This window comes from Micromonospora sp. NPDC093244 (assembly GCF_040683695.1).
Classification (GTDB): Bacteria; Actinomycetota; Actinomycetes; order Mycobacteriales; family Micromonosporaceae; genus Micromonospora.
The window spans coordinates 80,445-94,317 of the sequence record NZ_JBFBEO010000001.1; the positions used below are offsets into that span (position 1 = coordinate 80,445).

Here is a 13,873-nt window from a genome sequence, read left to right on the forward strand (position 1 = left end):
GTCGTACCGATGGCCGGATTCACGTCTGGTCGGGGTGCCCGCCGTTTGGCGTCGGTGCCGCGCAGGGTAGGGGAGGTACACCCCCGCTTCCCCGACCCAGATGCAGGCTGATGCGCAACAGGTATCTCGATCTGCTCCGCTTTCTGGCCATCGTCCGAGTAGTCGTCTACCACGTCACCGGGTGGGCGACCCTCACCCTCGTGTTCCCCGCCATGTCGGTGATGTTCGCGCTTGCCGGCTCGTTGATGGCCGCGTCGCTCACCCGGTCCGGGACGGCGGCGGTCGGTCGCCGGTTGCGCCGGCTGCTGCCGTCACTGTGGGTGCTGGCGGCGGTCTTCGTCCCGGCCATGCTGTTCAGCGGGCTGACCGCCAGCCCTCGCCTGCTGCTGTGGCTGTTCCCGATCGCGGACCCGCCTGCCAACAACTGGGGCGCCCTGGCGCTGAGCATCATCTGGTACCTGCGCGACTACCTGTGGTTCGTGCTCGCCTCGCCTGTGGCGTTCTGGCTGTTCCGCAGGGCGCCGCTGCCCACGGTGCTCGCCCCGTACCTCCTGCTGGTGGCCATCGAGGTGGGGATCTATCAGGCGCCCCCGCCGGTGCTGCGGGAGTTCGGCCTGTACTTCGGCGCGTGGCTGCTCGGGTTCGCCCACCACGCCGGGATGCTGCGCCGGCTCGCCGGCCGGGTGCTGTACCCGTTGGCGCTGGCGCTCGCGGTGACAGGCGGCGCGTGGATCGTCGCGCATCCCGGCCCACGCGGGTACGACCTCAACGACAACCACCTCGGCAACGCTCTCTGGTCCGCGGCTTTCATCCTGGTCGTGCTCGGCCGGGCGCCGGCGGGGATCCCGTGGCTGGAGCGCAGCCGGCTGGCGGACCGCGCGGTCACCGTGCTCAACCGCCGCGCGTTGACCGTCTACCTCTGGCACATGCCGTTCGTGGTGGCGCTCACCCCGCTCGTCGACGTGGTCGGCTGGTCCCACCAGAACCTTCTGGGGCTGGCCATCCGGGTGGTGCTTGTCTTCGCGCTGGTGGGGGTCGTCACCCTGGCCGTCGGCTGGGTCGAGGATGTCGCCGCCCGGCGGCCACCGGAACTGCTCCCGGGCGCCCCGCCCGCGCCTACCCCGTCGGCTGTCCGGCCTGGTGCCGGGCCGGCTGCCCGGTCCGGTGCGCCGCCGCCCGTTCCGGCCGGTGGACCGGGCGTCGTTCCGGCCGGTGGGACGGCCGTCGTGCCGGCGCAGCGGGTGGCCGGGGAGGCGGCCACCGTCGACCTCAACGCTGGCTGATGGTGACGTTGCCGCTGCCGGCCGACCCGTCGAGCACCAGGGACGCGGCCGGATCGTCGGCGACGGTGACCCGGGCGTCGCCGGAGCCGGTGCTGGAACGCACCCGGTAGCTGCCCTGCGGCACCAGCAGCGTCACGTCGCCGCTTGACGCGTGCGCGCGTGCCGCCGCCGGCGTGTCCAGTTCGACAGTGACGTTGCCGGAGCCGGCCTCGGCGTCCGTCGCGCCACCGAGCCGCCGGGCCGTGATGTCACCGGAACCGGCGCGCAGGCGCACCGCCGCGCTGGCCTCGCTGACCTCGATGTTGCCGGAGCCGGTCTCCACCCCTACCGGTCCCGTGGCGCCGACGATCCGCACGTCCCCCGAACCCAGCCGGAGGTCGACCTTGCCGATCTTGCTCAGGTCGACGTCACCGGAACCGGACTCGCCCTGCACGGTCACGCCCTCCGGCACGGTCACCTCGTAGGAGACGGTGCACCTGTTGCCGCAGTCGCTGTCCAGGACGAGTTCGCTGCCCTTGATCTCGTACCGGGCCTTGGGCTCACCCCCCTGGTAGCGCACCACCCGTTTGATCCGCGCCTCGCCCGCCGGGCCGGTGCCCCGGACCACCATGTCGCCGGAGCCCCCCAGCATCCGGATCGTGGTGATCTTCACCGCCTCGGTGTCGTCGTAGTCGAGCCGGCGGAACGAGAGGTTGTCGCACCCGGCGAGCAGGATGAGGGTGGCGGTCATCCCCAGCGCGACGGGGGCCGTGACGCGACGGCGGACGGCTGCGGTGGTGTCGAGCAGTGCCATGGCCAGCACGCTACGGCCGGGCACGAGCCGGGCGCATCGGGGTTCTTCCGCGCGTCCACCCCGAAGCGACCCTGATTTCACACCCCGAGGGAGAATGGCCCGATGGCCGGGTATCGCCGACAGCTCTACCGCGACGACGCGGTGGTGCTGCGTGTGCAGAAACTCGGCGAGTCCGACCGGATCATCACACTGCTCACCCGCCGGCACGGCCGGCTGCGCGCGGTGGCCCGCGGGATCCGCCGCACCACGAGCAAGTTCGGGGCGCGGTTGGAGCCGTTCGGCCACGTCGACCTCCAGCTCGCCGGCGACCCGAAGGGCAACCACGGCAGCTCGCTGCACACGGTCAGCCAGGTCGAGGGCATCGACCTGTACGGCAAGCGGTTCCTCGGCGACTACCCCCGCTACACGGCGGCCAGCGCGATAGCCGAGACCGCCGAGCGGCTCACCCCCGTCGAGCGGGAGCCGTCGCTGCGGCTGTTCCAGCTCACCGTCGGCGCGTTGAAGGCACTGTCCCGTGGCGAACACGACACCACACTTGTGCTCGACGCGTACCTGCTGCGCGGAATGGCCCTCGCCGGCTGGGCGCCGGCGCTTGTCGCGTGCGCGGTCTGCGGCACCCCCGGCCGGCACCGGGCGTTCTCCGTACCGGCCGGCGGCGCCGTCTGCCCGGACTGCCGCCCGCCCGGCGCGGCCCACCCCGCCCCGGCCACCATCGACCTGATGTCCGCGCTGACCACCGGCGACTGGGTGGTCGCCGACGCCACCGACACCGGCGTACGCCGGGAGTGCAGTGGGCTCGTCGCGGCTCACCTGCAGTGGCACCTGGAGCGCGCGCTACGCTCGCTGCCGCTGGTCGACCGGGGTTCCCCGGCCGCCGGCACGGCCCCGCCGCCCGGCGGCGGTGGGGCTGCGATGCTCCGGCCACGCGGCGACGTCGAGGCCGGAGCGGACGGTGCGAGCAGGGAGAGAGCCGAGTGATCCGACGATCCACCAGGGCCGGCCGGCGTGAGCCGACACCGCCGACACCTCACCCGTCCGGCGCCCGGCCGCCGGCGCTGCCCAGCGAGGCGGTGCCGCGGCACGTGGCAGTGGTGATGGACGGCAACGGGCGGTGGGCCAAGGACCGCGGGCTGCCCCGCACCAAGGGTCACGAGGCGGGGGAGCACAGCCTCTTCGACACCATCGAAGGCGCCATCGAGATGGGCATCCCCTACCTGTCGGCGTACGCGTTCTCCACCGAGAACTGGCGGCGCTCACCGGACGAGGTCCGGTTCCTGATGGGCTTCAACCGGGACGTCATCCGCCGCCGCCGCGACCAGCTGGTCGATCTCGGCGTCCGGGTGGTCTGGTCGGGCCGGCCCGGCCGTCTGTGGAAGAGCGTCATCTCCGAGTTGCAGACCGCCGAGGAGATGTCCCAGGGCAACTCGACGCTCACGCTCCAGTTCTGCGTCAACTACGGCGGTCAGGCGGAGATCGGCGACGCCGCCGCCGCGATCGCCCGCGATGTCGCTGCCGGTCGGCTCGACCCGGCGAAGGTCACCGAGAAGACGGTGGCGAAGTACCTCTACCACCCGGAGATCCCGGAGGTGGACCTGTTCCTGCGCCCGTCGGGGGAGGAGCGGATCTCCAACTTCCTGCTCTGGCAGACCGCGTACGCCGAGCTGGTCTTCCTCGACACGCTCTGGCCCGACTTCGACCGCCGTCACCTGTGGTACGCGTGCGAGCTGTACGCCCAGCGCGACAGGCGGTTCGGTGGCGCGCTGCCCAACCCGGTCGCGCCGACGGTCTGAGGCTTACCAACCGGTCACGCTGGGTACCAGAGACGTCAGAAGCCACTGACGGAGGTGAACCCACATGATCCAGAAGCGCATTGCCCAGTGGGCGGTGATGGCGGTCGCGGTGCCGCTGGCCGCCGCCGGAGCCCGCAGGCTCAGCCACACCCTGGAGGCCCGGCGTGGTCCCTCCGGGGCGACCCGGCTGCTCACCAAAGGTGCGGACCTGATCCGTCCGCAGAAGGCCAAGCGCCGCCGATTCTGGTGATCCCCGATTCTCCGACGCCGCCCGCATCCGTGCGGGCGGCGTCTTTCGCTGTCCGGGTCCGCGCCGGCGTCTCAGTTGTTCGCGGGTGGTGGGTGAGGGGCGGCGGGTAGGGTCCGGAGGTGGTGGGACTCGGTGGTGGGGGTGGGTGTGCGGGATCTCCGGTACAAGATGATCATGGCGTTGAACGCCGCCGATCTGGGCGACCCCCTCTGCGAGCAGGTGGCCGACATCTGCGCCGAGATCGCCGAGCAGCACTGCGCCGAGTTCGGCCACACGCCTGCGCTGCGGACCGGTGAGATCGCCGAGCTGGCCACCGGCGAGCCGGCGCTGACCTGGGCGCCGTCCACCCCCGACGCCGGGCAGCGTGCCTGGTGACCGCCCCCGCTCCGGCGGTCGACGTACGCCGCGCCGACGACCGGTTCGCCACCCGGATCTCGTGGCTGGACTCCAAGCACTCCTTCTCGTTCTCCAGGCACTACGACCCGGCGAACACCCACCACGGGCTGCTGCTTGTCAACAACGACGACGTGGTCCGGCCGGGTGCCGGCTTCGAGACCCACCCGCACCAGGACATGGAGATCGTGACCTGGGTGCTGCGGGGCTCGCTCGTGCACCAGGACTCCACGGGCCACTCGGGGGTGATCTACCCGGGGCTGGCGCAGCGGATGAGCGCCGGCACCGGCATCCTGCACTCGGAGAAGAACGACGCCTGGCGACTCAACAACCAGGAGCCGCACAGCGACCCGGTGCACTTCGTGCAGATGTGGGTGCTCCCCGACGAGGAGGGCGTCGACCCCGGGTACGAGCAGTTGGAGATCGAGGACGAGCTGCTCCGCGGCGGCCTGGTGCCGATCGCCTCCGGCATGGAGCGTTACGACGGCGCGTCCGCCATCCGGATCCGCAACCGGTACGCGACCCTGCACGCCGCCCGGCTCGCCCCCGGCGACGAGGTCACCATCCCCGACGCGCCCTTCGTGCACCTCTACGTGCCCGACGGGACGGTGAACCTGGAGGGCGTCGGCCCGCTCGGCACCGGCGACGCGGCCCGACTCACCATGACCGGCGGCCGGCGGGTCACCGCCGACGAGCCGGCCGAGATCCTCGTCTGGGAGATGCACGCCACAGTCGCCTGACGCCCGTCGTCTCCGGCGATCACGCTCGAACGTGGATGTGGGTGGCCTCCCGTCGTCGGAAAGGCCACCCACAAGCGTGATCGAGCACGGCCCTGCCGTGCGCCCCCTTGCTCAGGCGGGGGATTCGGTGCGGTCGCCGGCCCAGGTGGTGTGGAACGAACCCTCGCGGTCGACCCGCTGGTAGGTGTGCGCGCCGAAGTTGTCCCGCAGACCCTGGATCAGCGCGGCGGGCAGCCGCTCCGCGCGCAGCGCGTCGAAGTACGCGAGCGACGACGAGAACGCGGGCGTCGGCACCCCGGCCCGCGCCGCGTCGGCGACGACCCGCCGCCAGCTCGGCACGCCCGCGCCGACCGCCTCGGCGAAGTACGGCGCCACAAGCAGCGTCGGCAGGTCCGGCTGCTCGTCGTACGCCTCGCGGATGCGGTTCAGGAAGCGGGCGCGGATGATGCAGCCGCCCCGCCAGATCGTCGCCGTGCCGCCGAGGTCGATGTCCCAGTCGTACTCCTGGCTGCCGGCGCGGATGTGGTCGAAGCCCTGCGCGTACGCGACGATCTTGGAGGCGAGCAGCGCCCGGCGGACATCCTCGACGAACGCGTCCCGGTCGGCGACCTGCCACTTCTCACCGGCGTCCGGGAACGCCCGGCGTGCCGCCTCGCGCTGGTCGACGTGCCCGGACAGCGAGCGGGCGAAGGTCGCCTCGGCGATCCCGGTGATCGGGATGCCCAGGTCCAGAGCGCTCTGCACGGTCCACCTGCCGGTGCCCTTCTGCTCGGCCCGGTCCTGCACGATGTCCACGAACGCCCGGCCGGTCGCCGCGTCGGTGTGCGCGAGCACGTCGGCGGTGATCTCGATGAGGAACGACTCCAGCTCGCCGTTGTTCCAGTCCCGGAAGATCTCCGCGATCTCGGCCGGTGTCGCGTCCAGGCCGGCCCGCAGCAGGTCGTACGCCTCGGCGATGAGCTGCATGTCGGCGTACTCGATGCCGTTGTGCACCATCTTGACGAAGTGCCCGGCGCCGTCCGGCCCGACGTGGGTGCAGCACGGCACGCCGTCCACCTGCGCGGCGATCTTCTCGAACATCGGCCCGAGCTTGGCGTACGACTCGTCGGAGCCGCCCGGCATGATGCTCGGCCCGCGCAGCGCGCCCTCCTCGCCGCCGGAGACGCCGGTGCCGCTGAAGTGCAGGCCCTGCACGCGCAGCGACTCCTCACGGCGACGCGTGTCGGCGAAGTGGGCGTTGCCACAGTCGACGATGATGTCGCCCTCATCCAGCAGCGGCACCAGTTCGTCGATCACCGCGTCGGTGGGCGCGCCGGCCTTGACCATGACGATCACCGCGCGTGGCCGTTCCAGCGACGCCACGAAGTCCGCCATCGTCTCGCCGGGCACGAACGTGCCCTCGTCGCCGTGCTCGGCGACGAGGCTGCGGGTGCGCTCCGGTGACCGGTTGTGCACCGCCACCGTGAAGCCGTTGCGGGCCAGGTTGCGGGCCAGATTGCGGCCCATCACCGCCAACCCGGTCACACCGATCTGCGCCGTCGCCTGCTCAGCCATCCGTGCCGCCACCTTTCACCGCTGCTATTGACCTGAACCTATCGCGGTACGCGCCAGTACGTACCGGTGATCCACATTGCGATACGCCCGGTGGCCGCCGCGCTGCCGACAGTGGCGCCGGTCAGCCCTCGGCGAGGCGGGCTTCGATCCGTGCGACCTTCCCGGTGAGCGCATCGGTGACCCCGGGCCGGACGTCGGCCTTGAGCACCACACTCACCCGGGGCGCCTGCGCTGCCACCACGTCGACCGCCCGCTTCACCACCGCCATCACCTCGTCCCACTCGCCCTCGACAGTGGTGAACATGGCGTCGGTCCGGTTGGGCAGGCCGGACTCCCGGACCACCCGCACCGCCTCGGCGACCAGGTCGCCCACGGAGTCGTCCCCGCCCAGCGGGGTGATCGAGAACGCGATAAGCATGTGCCGATCGTGCCAGTAAATCGGGTGCGCGTCCCGCCGGGCGGTGGTTACCGTACGGGCATGCGCAACTGACGCCCCACTCTCCGAGCCGGCCCGCCGCCCCGCGTCGCGGTCCGTGCGCTCCCGGGCGTCCCGCGTTCTCCACCCGCCGTGCGGCGGTGCTGGCGCTGTCGATCCCGGTGAGCAGTCCCTTCCCGATTTGACTGTCGCGCCGCGACGGTCACCAGTCGAGCCGACCGGCCCCGGAGCGCGGGACCGGCAGTGACGGTCGGCACCGAAGGAGGCCCGGATGCCCGCGAAGCGCAAACCGAAGAGGTCCCGTACCGCCACACCGACGCCCGCCGGCACGGACCCGGCGGCCGGCCATGACGCGCTCCTACCAACCCGCCCCGACGTGGATCTCGCGGTCGAGCCGGCGCTCCTGGTCGAGCCGGCACTTCCGGCAGCGTTGGGTGAACCGGTGCTGGTCGAGCCGCCGCTGCCGGCGGTGCTGAACCGGTCGGCTTTGCCGGCAGCGGTGCCGCGTGAGCTGGCGCCGCCGGTCGACGTGCCGGCAGTGGTCGACGCGCCGGTGGTGGCAGACCTGCCGAAGGCGGCCGGGCGACCGAAGGCACCGACGGCCGGACCGCCGCAGGGTGGCGGGACGCGCTCGACCGACGGGCGTGGCCGACAGGCTGGCCAGAGCCGCCGGTACGCCTTCCGGCGCAGCTGGCCGACCCCGCACCCACCCGGCCGCGCTGTTCCGGTGGTGCGGGCGGTGAGGCTGCACCATGAGGATGGTGCAGCCTCACCGCCCAGCGAAGCAGCACCATCCTCGACGCGGTGCGGATCATCCCGGCGTGGCGGGGCGGTGAGGCGCGGGAAGACGCCGGTCGGCGCGCGCCGCAGGAAAGCGACGACTCAGCCGATCAGGGGCCGGAAGGCGCCGGTGAGGATGCTCGTGGTGAGGGCCGCGCCGGCCAGGGCGACCGACCCGGCGATCAGGAGGACGTCGGCGCGGGTGAACGGCTGGCGGCGGGCGACCGTTCGTGGTGTGCCGGCGTCGAAGCCCCGCGCGTCCATCGCCACCGCGAGCCGCGTGCCGCGACGGATCGCCCCGACCAGCAGCGCGAACGCGGTGGAGGTGAACAGCCGCAGCTTCGCCACCGGGTTGCGTCCGGCGTCGACACCCCGCGCCCGACGGGCCATGCTGATCATCTGCCATTCCTGACCGAGCAGCGGCACCAGCCGGAAGGCGGCAAGGGCCCCGATGGCGAACCGTGCCGGCGCCTTCGCGTTCTGGATCAGCGCGTCGGCCAGGTCGGTGGGGTCCGTGGTGGCGAAGACGATCACGCCGGGCAGGGCCACCGCGAACACCCGCAGCACCAGCCCGAGCGCGGTGAGCAGGACGCCGGTGCTCACCAGCACCGGTCCCGCGTCCAGCAGGACCCGGCCGGACCTGTCGGCGGCGAACAGCACCAGGGTGACCAGGATGCCTGCGGCGCTGAGCAGCAGCGGCAGGGCCCGCCGGGCCAGCACCCGGTAGCGGATGCCGAACAGCGGTAGCAGGGCGAGTTCGCACGCGATGGCGATGGCGGGGGCCACCGGGTCCAGGGTGGCCAGCAGGATGAACGAGAAGATCAGCGCGGCGGCCACCTTCGCCACCGGGTTGCGGCGGGCCAGGGGAGCGTCGGGTGCGGCCACCGGCTCGATGCTGATCATCGGTGGTCGTCCGGGGTGGGGTGAAGTGTGACCGTGCGGTCGGCGAGCGCCGTGACGAAATCCGCGTCGTGGGTGACGGTGACCACGCCGTGCCCGGCGTCGCGCAGGTCGGCGAAGAGATCCACCAGCTCCTGCCAGGTCCGCCGGTCCTGACCGAAGGTCGGTTCGTCGCAGATCAGCAGGCGGGGCGCGGTGGCCAGGGCCGTCGCGACGCTGAGCCGCCGCGCCTCCCCACCGGAGAGGGTGTACGGGTTGGCCGCCGCGAGCCGCGCCAGCCGCAGCCGGTCCAGCAGTTCGGTGACGATGTCCTTGACGGCTGTCTCGGGCTGGCCGGTGCGGCGCGGGCCGAGGGCCAGCTCGTCGAAGACGCTGCCTGTCACGAACTGGTGCTCCGGGTCTTGGAAGACCGACCCGATCCGCCGGGCCAGCGCGGGCGCGCGCCAGCGGTGCGGGGGAGTGCGGTGATCCGATCCGGCCAGCTCGCCGGACGCGGTGACCCGGCCGGTGCCCGGCTTCAGCAGCCCGCCGAGCAGCAGGGCCAACGTCGACTTGCCGGCGCCGTTCGGCCCCCGCACGGCGAGCGCCTCGCCGGCGCGTACCACCAGGTCGGTGGGGCCCAGCCGGGGTGGCAGGCCGAGCCGTTCGGCGGTGAGCAGCACCTCGCCGGGGCCGGTGGCGGCAGGCCGGGGTGTGACGGGGTGACCGGGCACCCAGACGCCCTCGGCGGCGAGGGCGGCGCCGTGCGTGGCGAAGACCGCCTCCGGGGGCCCGTCGGCGCGGACCCCGCCGCCGGGTTCCAGGACTACCACCCGGTCGACAAGCGGCAACGCCTCGGCGACCCGGTGCTCGACGAGGATCAGCGTGGTGTCGGCGTCCAACGCGCCGGCCACCGCCTGCCGGACCAGTGTGGCGCCGGCCGGGTCGAGGTTGGCTGTCGGCTCGTCGAGCAGCAGCAGGCCGGGCCGCAGGGCCAGCGCGCCGGCCAGGGCCAGGCGTTGCTGTTCACCGCCGGAGAGCGCTGCCGTGTTGCGGTCCCTGCGGTACGGGAACCCGACCCGGCGCAGCGCCTCGTCGACGCGGGGCCAGATCTCGTCGGTGGGTACGCCCCGGTTCTCCAGCCCGAACGCCACGTCGTCGCCGCTGCGGGCCATCACCAGTTGCGTCTCCGGGTCCTGGAAGACGATGCCTACGCGTTCCCGAGCCTTGCGGGGGTCGAGTCCGTCGATTTCGACGGTGCCCTCCTGCTCGCCGGAATCGTCGGGCAGCAGCCCGGCCAGCGCACTGAGCAGCGTGCTCTTGCCGGCTCCGGAGGGCCCGAGCAGCAGGAGTCGTTCGCCGTCCTCGACCCGCAGGTCGACGCCGCGCAGGGCCCAGGCACGCCGCCCCGCGTGCCGCCACCCGAACCCGCGCAGCAGTACCCCGCCCACCGACCCCACCCCCATCCCGTCCTTCACCCGGTGATCAAGAGGTTCGCGTCAGAAAGCGGCGCTGCGGTGACGCGAACCTCTTGATCAACCCGCGCGGGCGCGTGGCCCTGTGCGGGCGCCGCCCTGTGCGGGCGTTTCAGATGAGGGCTCGTTCCTGGGCTACCGGGAAGCGGTCCAGGGCGCCGGTGTTGGCCAGGGCGCGGGTGAGCAGCCAGCCGCCGGCGCCCGCGATCACTGTGGCGCTGACGATGGTCAGCAGCGCGTACGGGATGCGGTAGTCGCCGAGCGCGTAGTCGACGTTCCAGACGAAGAAGTCGAACAGCGCGGCGCTCAGGCCGGTGAGCGCGCCGGCCAGCACGGCTGTCGGCAGGCGGAACGACCGGTACCGGAAGGCGGCGAACGCCAACTCGGCGCCGATGCCCTGCACGATGCCCTGCGGGATCACCGTGCCCGCCCACTGGCTGCCCAGCAGCGCGGAGAGGACCGCCGCCACGGTCTCGCAGTAGAGCGCGGCGCCGGGCTTGCGGATGACCAGGCCGCCGATGACTGCCGGCATCAGCCAGACTCCGTAGAGCAGGGTCTGCGCCGGCGGGAAGAAGGCGAACGCCCCCTCGGTGGCGCTCCAGACCAGGCCCCAGGCCCAGAAGATGACGCCGAAGGCCACCGCGATCACCGAGGCGACCACGATGTCGATGGTCCGCCAACGGTTTGTGGTGTTGTCCATGCTGTGCTCCCAGTTCACGAAAGAGAACCAGGCAAGACGCACGCCGCGTCCGGTGGCACCGGACGGCGGCGCGGCTGGAGGTCGACCGAACTCCCTGCGCTGGCATTACCCAGATCAGGTTCGAGGGTCTGCGGGCGTACCCGCACTCTCAGCGCTGTGCGCTCCCCTGTCGGATATGAAGTTGTCTCGCTGACGCTAGCACCGACAAGGGGTGCCGGCCCAGCAGGGCGTCCACCCGACGTCGGCGTCCTGCCGGCCGGACGCCGGCTGGGTAGGCTCACGATCATGCGGGTCGACGCACGAGGTCTCACGTTCGAGGTACGCGCCGGTGGACCGCCGGACGGTGAACCCGTCCTGCTGCTGCACGGCTTCCCCCAGCACAGCGGCGAGTGGGACGACGTCGTGCCGGCACTGCACGCGGCCGGGCTGCGCACGTACGCGCTGGACCAGCGTGGCTACTCGCCTGGTGCCCGGCCGGAGGCGGTGCCCGCGTACCGGATCCCCGAACTGGTGGCCGACGTGGTGGCGGTGCTCGACGTGCTCGGTCTGGACGCCGTCCACCTGGTCGGTCACGACTGGGGCGCGGTCGTTGCCTGGGCGGTGGCCGCCGGGCATCCCGAGCGGGTCCGCACGCTCACGGCGGTGTCAGTGCCCCATCCCGCGGCGATGGCGCACGCCCTGCGTACCGACACGCAGCAGAAGGCGCGCTCGTCGTACATGGCGCTGTTCCGGATGCCGGGCAAGGCGGAGAAGGTGCTGCTGGCCCTCAACGCGACTGCCCTGCGCAAGATGCTCGGCGGTGTGGGGGACGCGTCCCGGGTGGACCGTTACGCCGATCCGATGCGAGAGCCGGGCGCGCTCACCGCCGCCCTGAACTGGTACCGGGCGATGTCCGGCTCCGACCTGGCCGGCGTCGGTCCGGTCGGGGTGCCCACCACGTACGTGTGGAGCGACCGGGACGTGGCGATCGGCCGCGCCGCCGCTGACGCGTGTGCCGCCAACGTCACAGGCGACTACCGCTTCGTACCCCTGAGCGGGGTGACCCACTGGATCCCGGACGCCGCCCCCGGCCCGCTCGCCGAGGCGATCCTGGCCCGGGCCGGCGGAACGGCCGGAGCCGTGCCGGTCGAAGACGCGTCATGACGACGGACACCGGCGGGCCCGGCACCCGGCGTTCGATCGCCGAGCAGCTGCGCCTGCTGGGCGTACGCCCAGGGTCGACGGTGCTGGTCCATGCCGGGCTGCGCCCGCTGGGTTTCGTCTGCGGTGGGCCGCAGGCGGTGGTGCTCGCCCTGCGCGACGCGCTCGGCCCGGACGGCACGGTCGTGGTGCCCACGCACACGCCGGAGAACAGCGATCCCGCGCAGTGGCGCAACCCACCGGTGCCGGCGGACTGGTGGCCGCTGATCCGTTCGGAGATGCCGGGCTTCGACCCGGCGGTCACGCCGAGCCGGTTCATGGGCGTGCTCGCCGAGACGGTCCGTGGCTGGCCCGGCGCCCTGCGCAGTTCGCATCCGCACGTGTCGTTCGCGGCACTCGGGCCGGCCGCCGAGCAGGTGGTGGCCGGGCACGCCCGGGCCGACATGCTCGGTGAGGGCTCGCCGCTGGCCCGGCTCTACGAGCTGGACGCGGACGTGTTGCTGCTCGGTGTGGGCCACTCCGCGAGTACCTCGCTGCACCTGGCCGAGTACCGCTGCCCTGGCTCGCCCCGTGAGCGGGTCGGTGCCGCGGTTCGCACAGCCGACGGCGGCCGGGAGTGGGTGTGGTGGCAGGACGTACGGCTCGACGCGGGCGACTTCGCCGCCTTGGGCACGGATCTGGAGGCCACGGGTGCGGTTCGCGCCGGACCTGTCGGCGCCGGAACCGGCAGGTTGATGCGCCAGCGGGCGGCTGTCGACTTCGCGGTGCGGTGGCTGGCCCGCAACCGGACGACGGAGGACGCATGACGGTAAGTGCCGAGGACTACCTGGCCGTGGTGACCGAGACGATCGGCCTGGTGACCGCCAGTCAGCGGGAGGCGGTGGGGCGGGCCGCCGACCTGATCGCCGACGCGGTCCGCGCCGACGGGGTGGTGCACGCGTTCGGTACCGGCCACTCGGAGGCCCTGGCCATGGAGATCGCCGGGCGGGCGGGCGGCCTGGTGCCGACGAACCGGATCGCGCTTCGCGATCTCGTGCTGCTCGGCGGCGAGCCGGTTGACCGGCTCGGTCCGCTGCTGGAGCGGGACCCGGCGGTGGCGCACCGGCTGTACGAGTTGGCCCCGGTGCGGCCGACCGACGTGTTCGTGCTGGCCTCGAACTCGGGGGTCAACGGCGCGATGGTGGAGTTCGCCGCCCTGGTGAAGGATCGCGGTCACGGCCTGGTGGCGATCACCTCCGCGCAGCACTCGGGCCGGATGACCTCCCGGCACCCGTCCGGTCGCAAGCTGGCCGACTTCGCCGACGTGGTGCTCGACAACGGCGCCCCGTACGGCGACGCGACGTTGCCGCTGCCCGGCGGCGGTGCGGTGGGCGCGGTCTCCTCGATCACGGCGGCGCTGCTGGCCCAGCAGGTCACCGTGGAGGTGGTGGCCCGGTTGCTGGCGGCGGGGGAGCGGCCCCCGGTCTACCTGTCGGCGAACATCCCGGACGGCGACGCGCACAACAACGAGTTGGAGGCCCGGTACGCGGGGCGGATCCGGCGCGGCTCCTGAGGTCGGTCCCGTCGAGCGCGTCCGGGCTGTCGTGAATTTGTTTCGCGCTCCGGCGGGTGGGGCATTGGCGTTGCTGCCGACGGCTGGAGCCGTCGGCAGTAGCGTCTC

15 protein-coding genes and 1 riboswitch are annotated in these 13,873 nt (G+C 72.7%); of the genes, 9 read left to right on the forward strand and 6 right to left on the reverse strand.

Features of this window, described 5'->3' with window-relative positions; translation table 11 throughout:
* Window positions 1–110 precede the first annotated feature (110 nt).
* Window positions 111–1,283, forward strand: a complete 1,173-nt coding sequence (locus AB0N27_RS00410) for an acyltransferase (RefSeq protein ID WP_364362285.1) — start codon at window positions 111–113, stop codon at window positions 1,281–1,283.
* Here the strand turns inward: AB0N27_RS00410 and AB0N27_RS00415 are convergent.
* Entirely contained in the window at window positions 1,270–2,076 is an 807-nt protein-coding gene (locus AB0N27_RS00415; protein WP_364362286.1) for a DUF4097 family beta strand repeat-containing protein, read from the reverse strand. The genes AB0N27_RS00410 and AB0N27_RS00415 overlap by 14 nt on opposite strands.
* Before the next feature lie 102 nt (window positions 2,077–2,178).
* On the opposite strand from AB0N27_RS00415, the gene recO reads away from it, so the two are divergent.
* The 5 genes from recO to AB0N27_RS00440 all read left to right on the forward strand — a co-directional run bounded on the left by recO (window position 2,179) and on the right by AB0N27_RS00440 (window position 5,249).
* Window positions 2,179–3,054 (forward strand): DNA repair protein RecO, encoded by an 876-nt coding sequence (gene recO / locus AB0N27_RS00420; RefSeq protein WP_364362287.1) that lies wholly within the window; start codon window positions 2,179–2,181, stop codon window positions 3,052–3,054.
* Window positions 3,054–3,866 (forward strand): isoprenyl transferase, encoded by an 813-nt coding sequence (locus tag AB0N27_RS00425; RefSeq protein ID WP_364365910.1) that lies wholly within the window; start codon window positions 3,054–3,056, stop codon window positions 3,864–3,866. Before recO ends, AB0N27_RS00425 begins: the two co-directional genes overlap by 1 nt.
* Window positions 3,867–3,930: 64 nt before the next feature.
* Window positions 3,931–4,116 carry a hypothetical protein gene (locus tag AB0N27_RS00430; RefSeq protein WP_334630275.1) on the forward strand — a complete coding sequence of 62 codons (186 nt, stop codon included), beginning with the start codon at window positions 3,931–3,933 and terminating at the stop codon, window positions 4,114–4,116.
* 147 nt (window positions 4,117–4,263) lie between these two features.
* Entirely contained in the window at window positions 4,264–4,491 is a 228-nt protein-coding gene (locus AB0N27_RS00435; RefSeq protein WP_364362288.1) for a thioredoxin reductase, read from the forward strand.
* Window positions 4,488–5,249, forward strand: coding sequence for a pirin family protein (locus AB0N27_RS00440; protein WP_364362289.1), 762 nt, complete (start codon window positions 4,488–4,490; stop codon window positions 5,247–5,249). Before AB0N27_RS00435 ends, AB0N27_RS00440 begins: the two co-directional genes overlap by 4 nt.
* Window positions 5,250–5,360: 111 nt before the next feature.
* Here the strand turns inward: AB0N27_RS00440 and gndA are convergent, their stop codons facing one another.
* The 5 genes from gndA to AB0N27_RS00465 all read right to left on the reverse strand — a co-directional run bounded on the left by gndA (window position 5,361) and on the right by AB0N27_RS00465 (window position 11,073).
* Window positions 5,361–6,803 (reverse strand): NADP-dependent phosphogluconate dehydrogenase, encoded by a 1,443-nt coding sequence (gene gndA, locus AB0N27_RS00445; RefSeq protein WP_364362290.1) that lies wholly within the window; start codon window positions 6,801–6,803, stop codon window positions 5,361–5,363.
* A gap of 121 nt (window positions 6,804–6,924) precedes the next feature.
* Window positions 6,925–7,221, reverse strand: coding sequence for an MTH1187 family thiamine-binding protein (locus AB0N27_RS00450; RefSeq protein ID WP_364362291.1), 297 nt, complete (start codon window positions 7,219–7,221; stop codon window positions 6,925–6,927).
* Between the two features lie 900 nt (window positions 7,222–8,121).
* Entirely contained in the window at window positions 8,122–8,922 is an 801-nt protein-coding gene (locus AB0N27_RS00455) for an energy-coupling factor transporter transmembrane component T (protein WP_364362292.1), read from the reverse strand.
* Entirely contained in the window at window positions 8,919–10,349 is a 1,431-nt protein-coding gene (locus AB0N27_RS00460; RefSeq protein ID WP_364362293.1) for an ABC transporter ATP-binding protein, read from the reverse strand. The genes AB0N27_RS00455 and AB0N27_RS00460 overlap by 4 nt, the downstream gene beginning before the upstream one ends.
* Window positions 10,350–10,485: 136 nt before the next feature.
* The gene (locus AB0N27_RS00465) at window positions 10,486–11,073 is read right to left on the reverse strand and encodes an ECF transporter S component (RefSeq protein ID WP_139587406.1); all 588 of its coding nucleotides are present in this window, start codon (window positions 11,071–11,073) and stop codon (window positions 10,486–10,488) included.
* 73 nt (window positions 11,074–11,146) lie between these two features.
* Window positions 11,147–11,251, reverse strand: a riboswitch (TPP riboswitch).
* Window positions 11,252–11,358: 107 nt separating this feature from the next.
* Here AB0N27_RS00465 and AB0N27_RS00470 point away from each other — a divergent pair.
* From AB0N27_RS00470 to AB0N27_RS00480, 3 genes are read left to right on the forward strand one after another with little or no spacing between them, the layout of a single operon-like run.
* Complete coding sequence (locus AB0N27_RS00470; RefSeq protein ID WP_364362294.1) at window positions 11,359–12,216, forward strand: alpha/beta hydrolase; 858 nt, start codon at window positions 11,359–11,361, stop codon at window positions 12,214–12,216.
* Window positions 12,213–13,019, forward strand: a complete 807-nt coding sequence (locus AB0N27_RS00475) for an AAC(3) family N-acetyltransferase (protein ID WP_364362295.1) — start codon at window positions 12,213–12,215, stop codon at window positions 13,017–13,019. Before AB0N27_RS00470 ends, AB0N27_RS00475 begins: the two co-directional genes overlap by 4 nt.
* Window positions 13,016–13,765 carry an SIS domain-containing protein gene (locus AB0N27_RS00480; RefSeq protein ID WP_364362296.1) on the forward strand — a complete coding sequence of 250 codons (750 nt, stop codon included), beginning with the start codon at window positions 13,016–13,018 and terminating at the stop codon, window positions 13,763–13,765. The genes AB0N27_RS00475 and AB0N27_RS00480 overlap by 4 nt, the downstream gene beginning before the upstream one ends.
* The last annotated feature ends 108 nt before the right edge of the window (window positions 13,766–13,873 follow it).

Excerpts from the sequence above, each read along its gene's own strand:
- AB0N27_RS00470 (WP_364362294.1), top strand. The coding sequence starts at position 11,359 with ATGCGGGTCGACGCACGAGGTCTCACGTTCGAGGTACGCGCCGGTGGA.
- recO (WP_364362287.1), top strand. The coding sequence starts at position 2,179 with ATGGCCGGGTATCGCCGACAGCTCTACCGCGACGACGCGGTGGTGCTG.
- AB0N27_RS00475 (WP_364362295.1), top strand. The coding sequence starts at position 12,213 with ATGACGACGGACACCGGCGGGCCCGGCACCCGGCGTTCGATCGCCGAG.
- gndA (WP_364362290.1), bottom strand. The coding sequence starts at position 6,803 with ATGGCTGAGCAGGCGACGGCGCAGATCGGTGTGACCGGGTTGGCGGTG.
- AB0N27_RS00465 (WP_139587406.1), bottom strand. The coding sequence starts at position 11,073 with ATGGACAACACCACAAACCGTTGGCGGACCATCGACATCGTGGTCGCC.
- AB0N27_RS00415 (WP_364362286.1), bottom strand. The coding sequence starts at position 2,076 with ATGGCACTGCTCGACACCACCGCAGCCGTCCGCCGTCGCGTCACGGCC.
- AB0N27_RS00450 (WP_364362291.1), bottom strand. The coding sequence starts at position 7,221 with ATGCTTATCGCGTTCTCGATCACCCCGCTGGGCGGGGACGACTCCGTG.
- AB0N27_RS00430 (WP_334630275.1), top strand. The coding sequence starts at position 3,931 with ATGATCCAGAAGCGCATTGCCCAGTGGGCGGTGATGGCGGTCGCGGTG.
- AB0N27_RS00455 (WP_364362292.1), bottom strand. The coding sequence starts at position 8,922 with ATGATCAGCATCGAGCCGGTGGCCGCACCCGACGCTCCCCTGGCCCGC.
- AB0N27_RS00480 (WP_364362296.1), top strand. The coding sequence starts at position 13,016 with ATGACGGTAAGTGCCGAGGACTACCTGGCCGTGGTGACCGAGACGATC.
- AB0N27_RS00410 (WP_364362285.1), top strand. The coding sequence starts at position 111 with ATGCGCAACAGGTATCTCGATCTGCTCCGCTTTCTGGCCATCGTCCGA.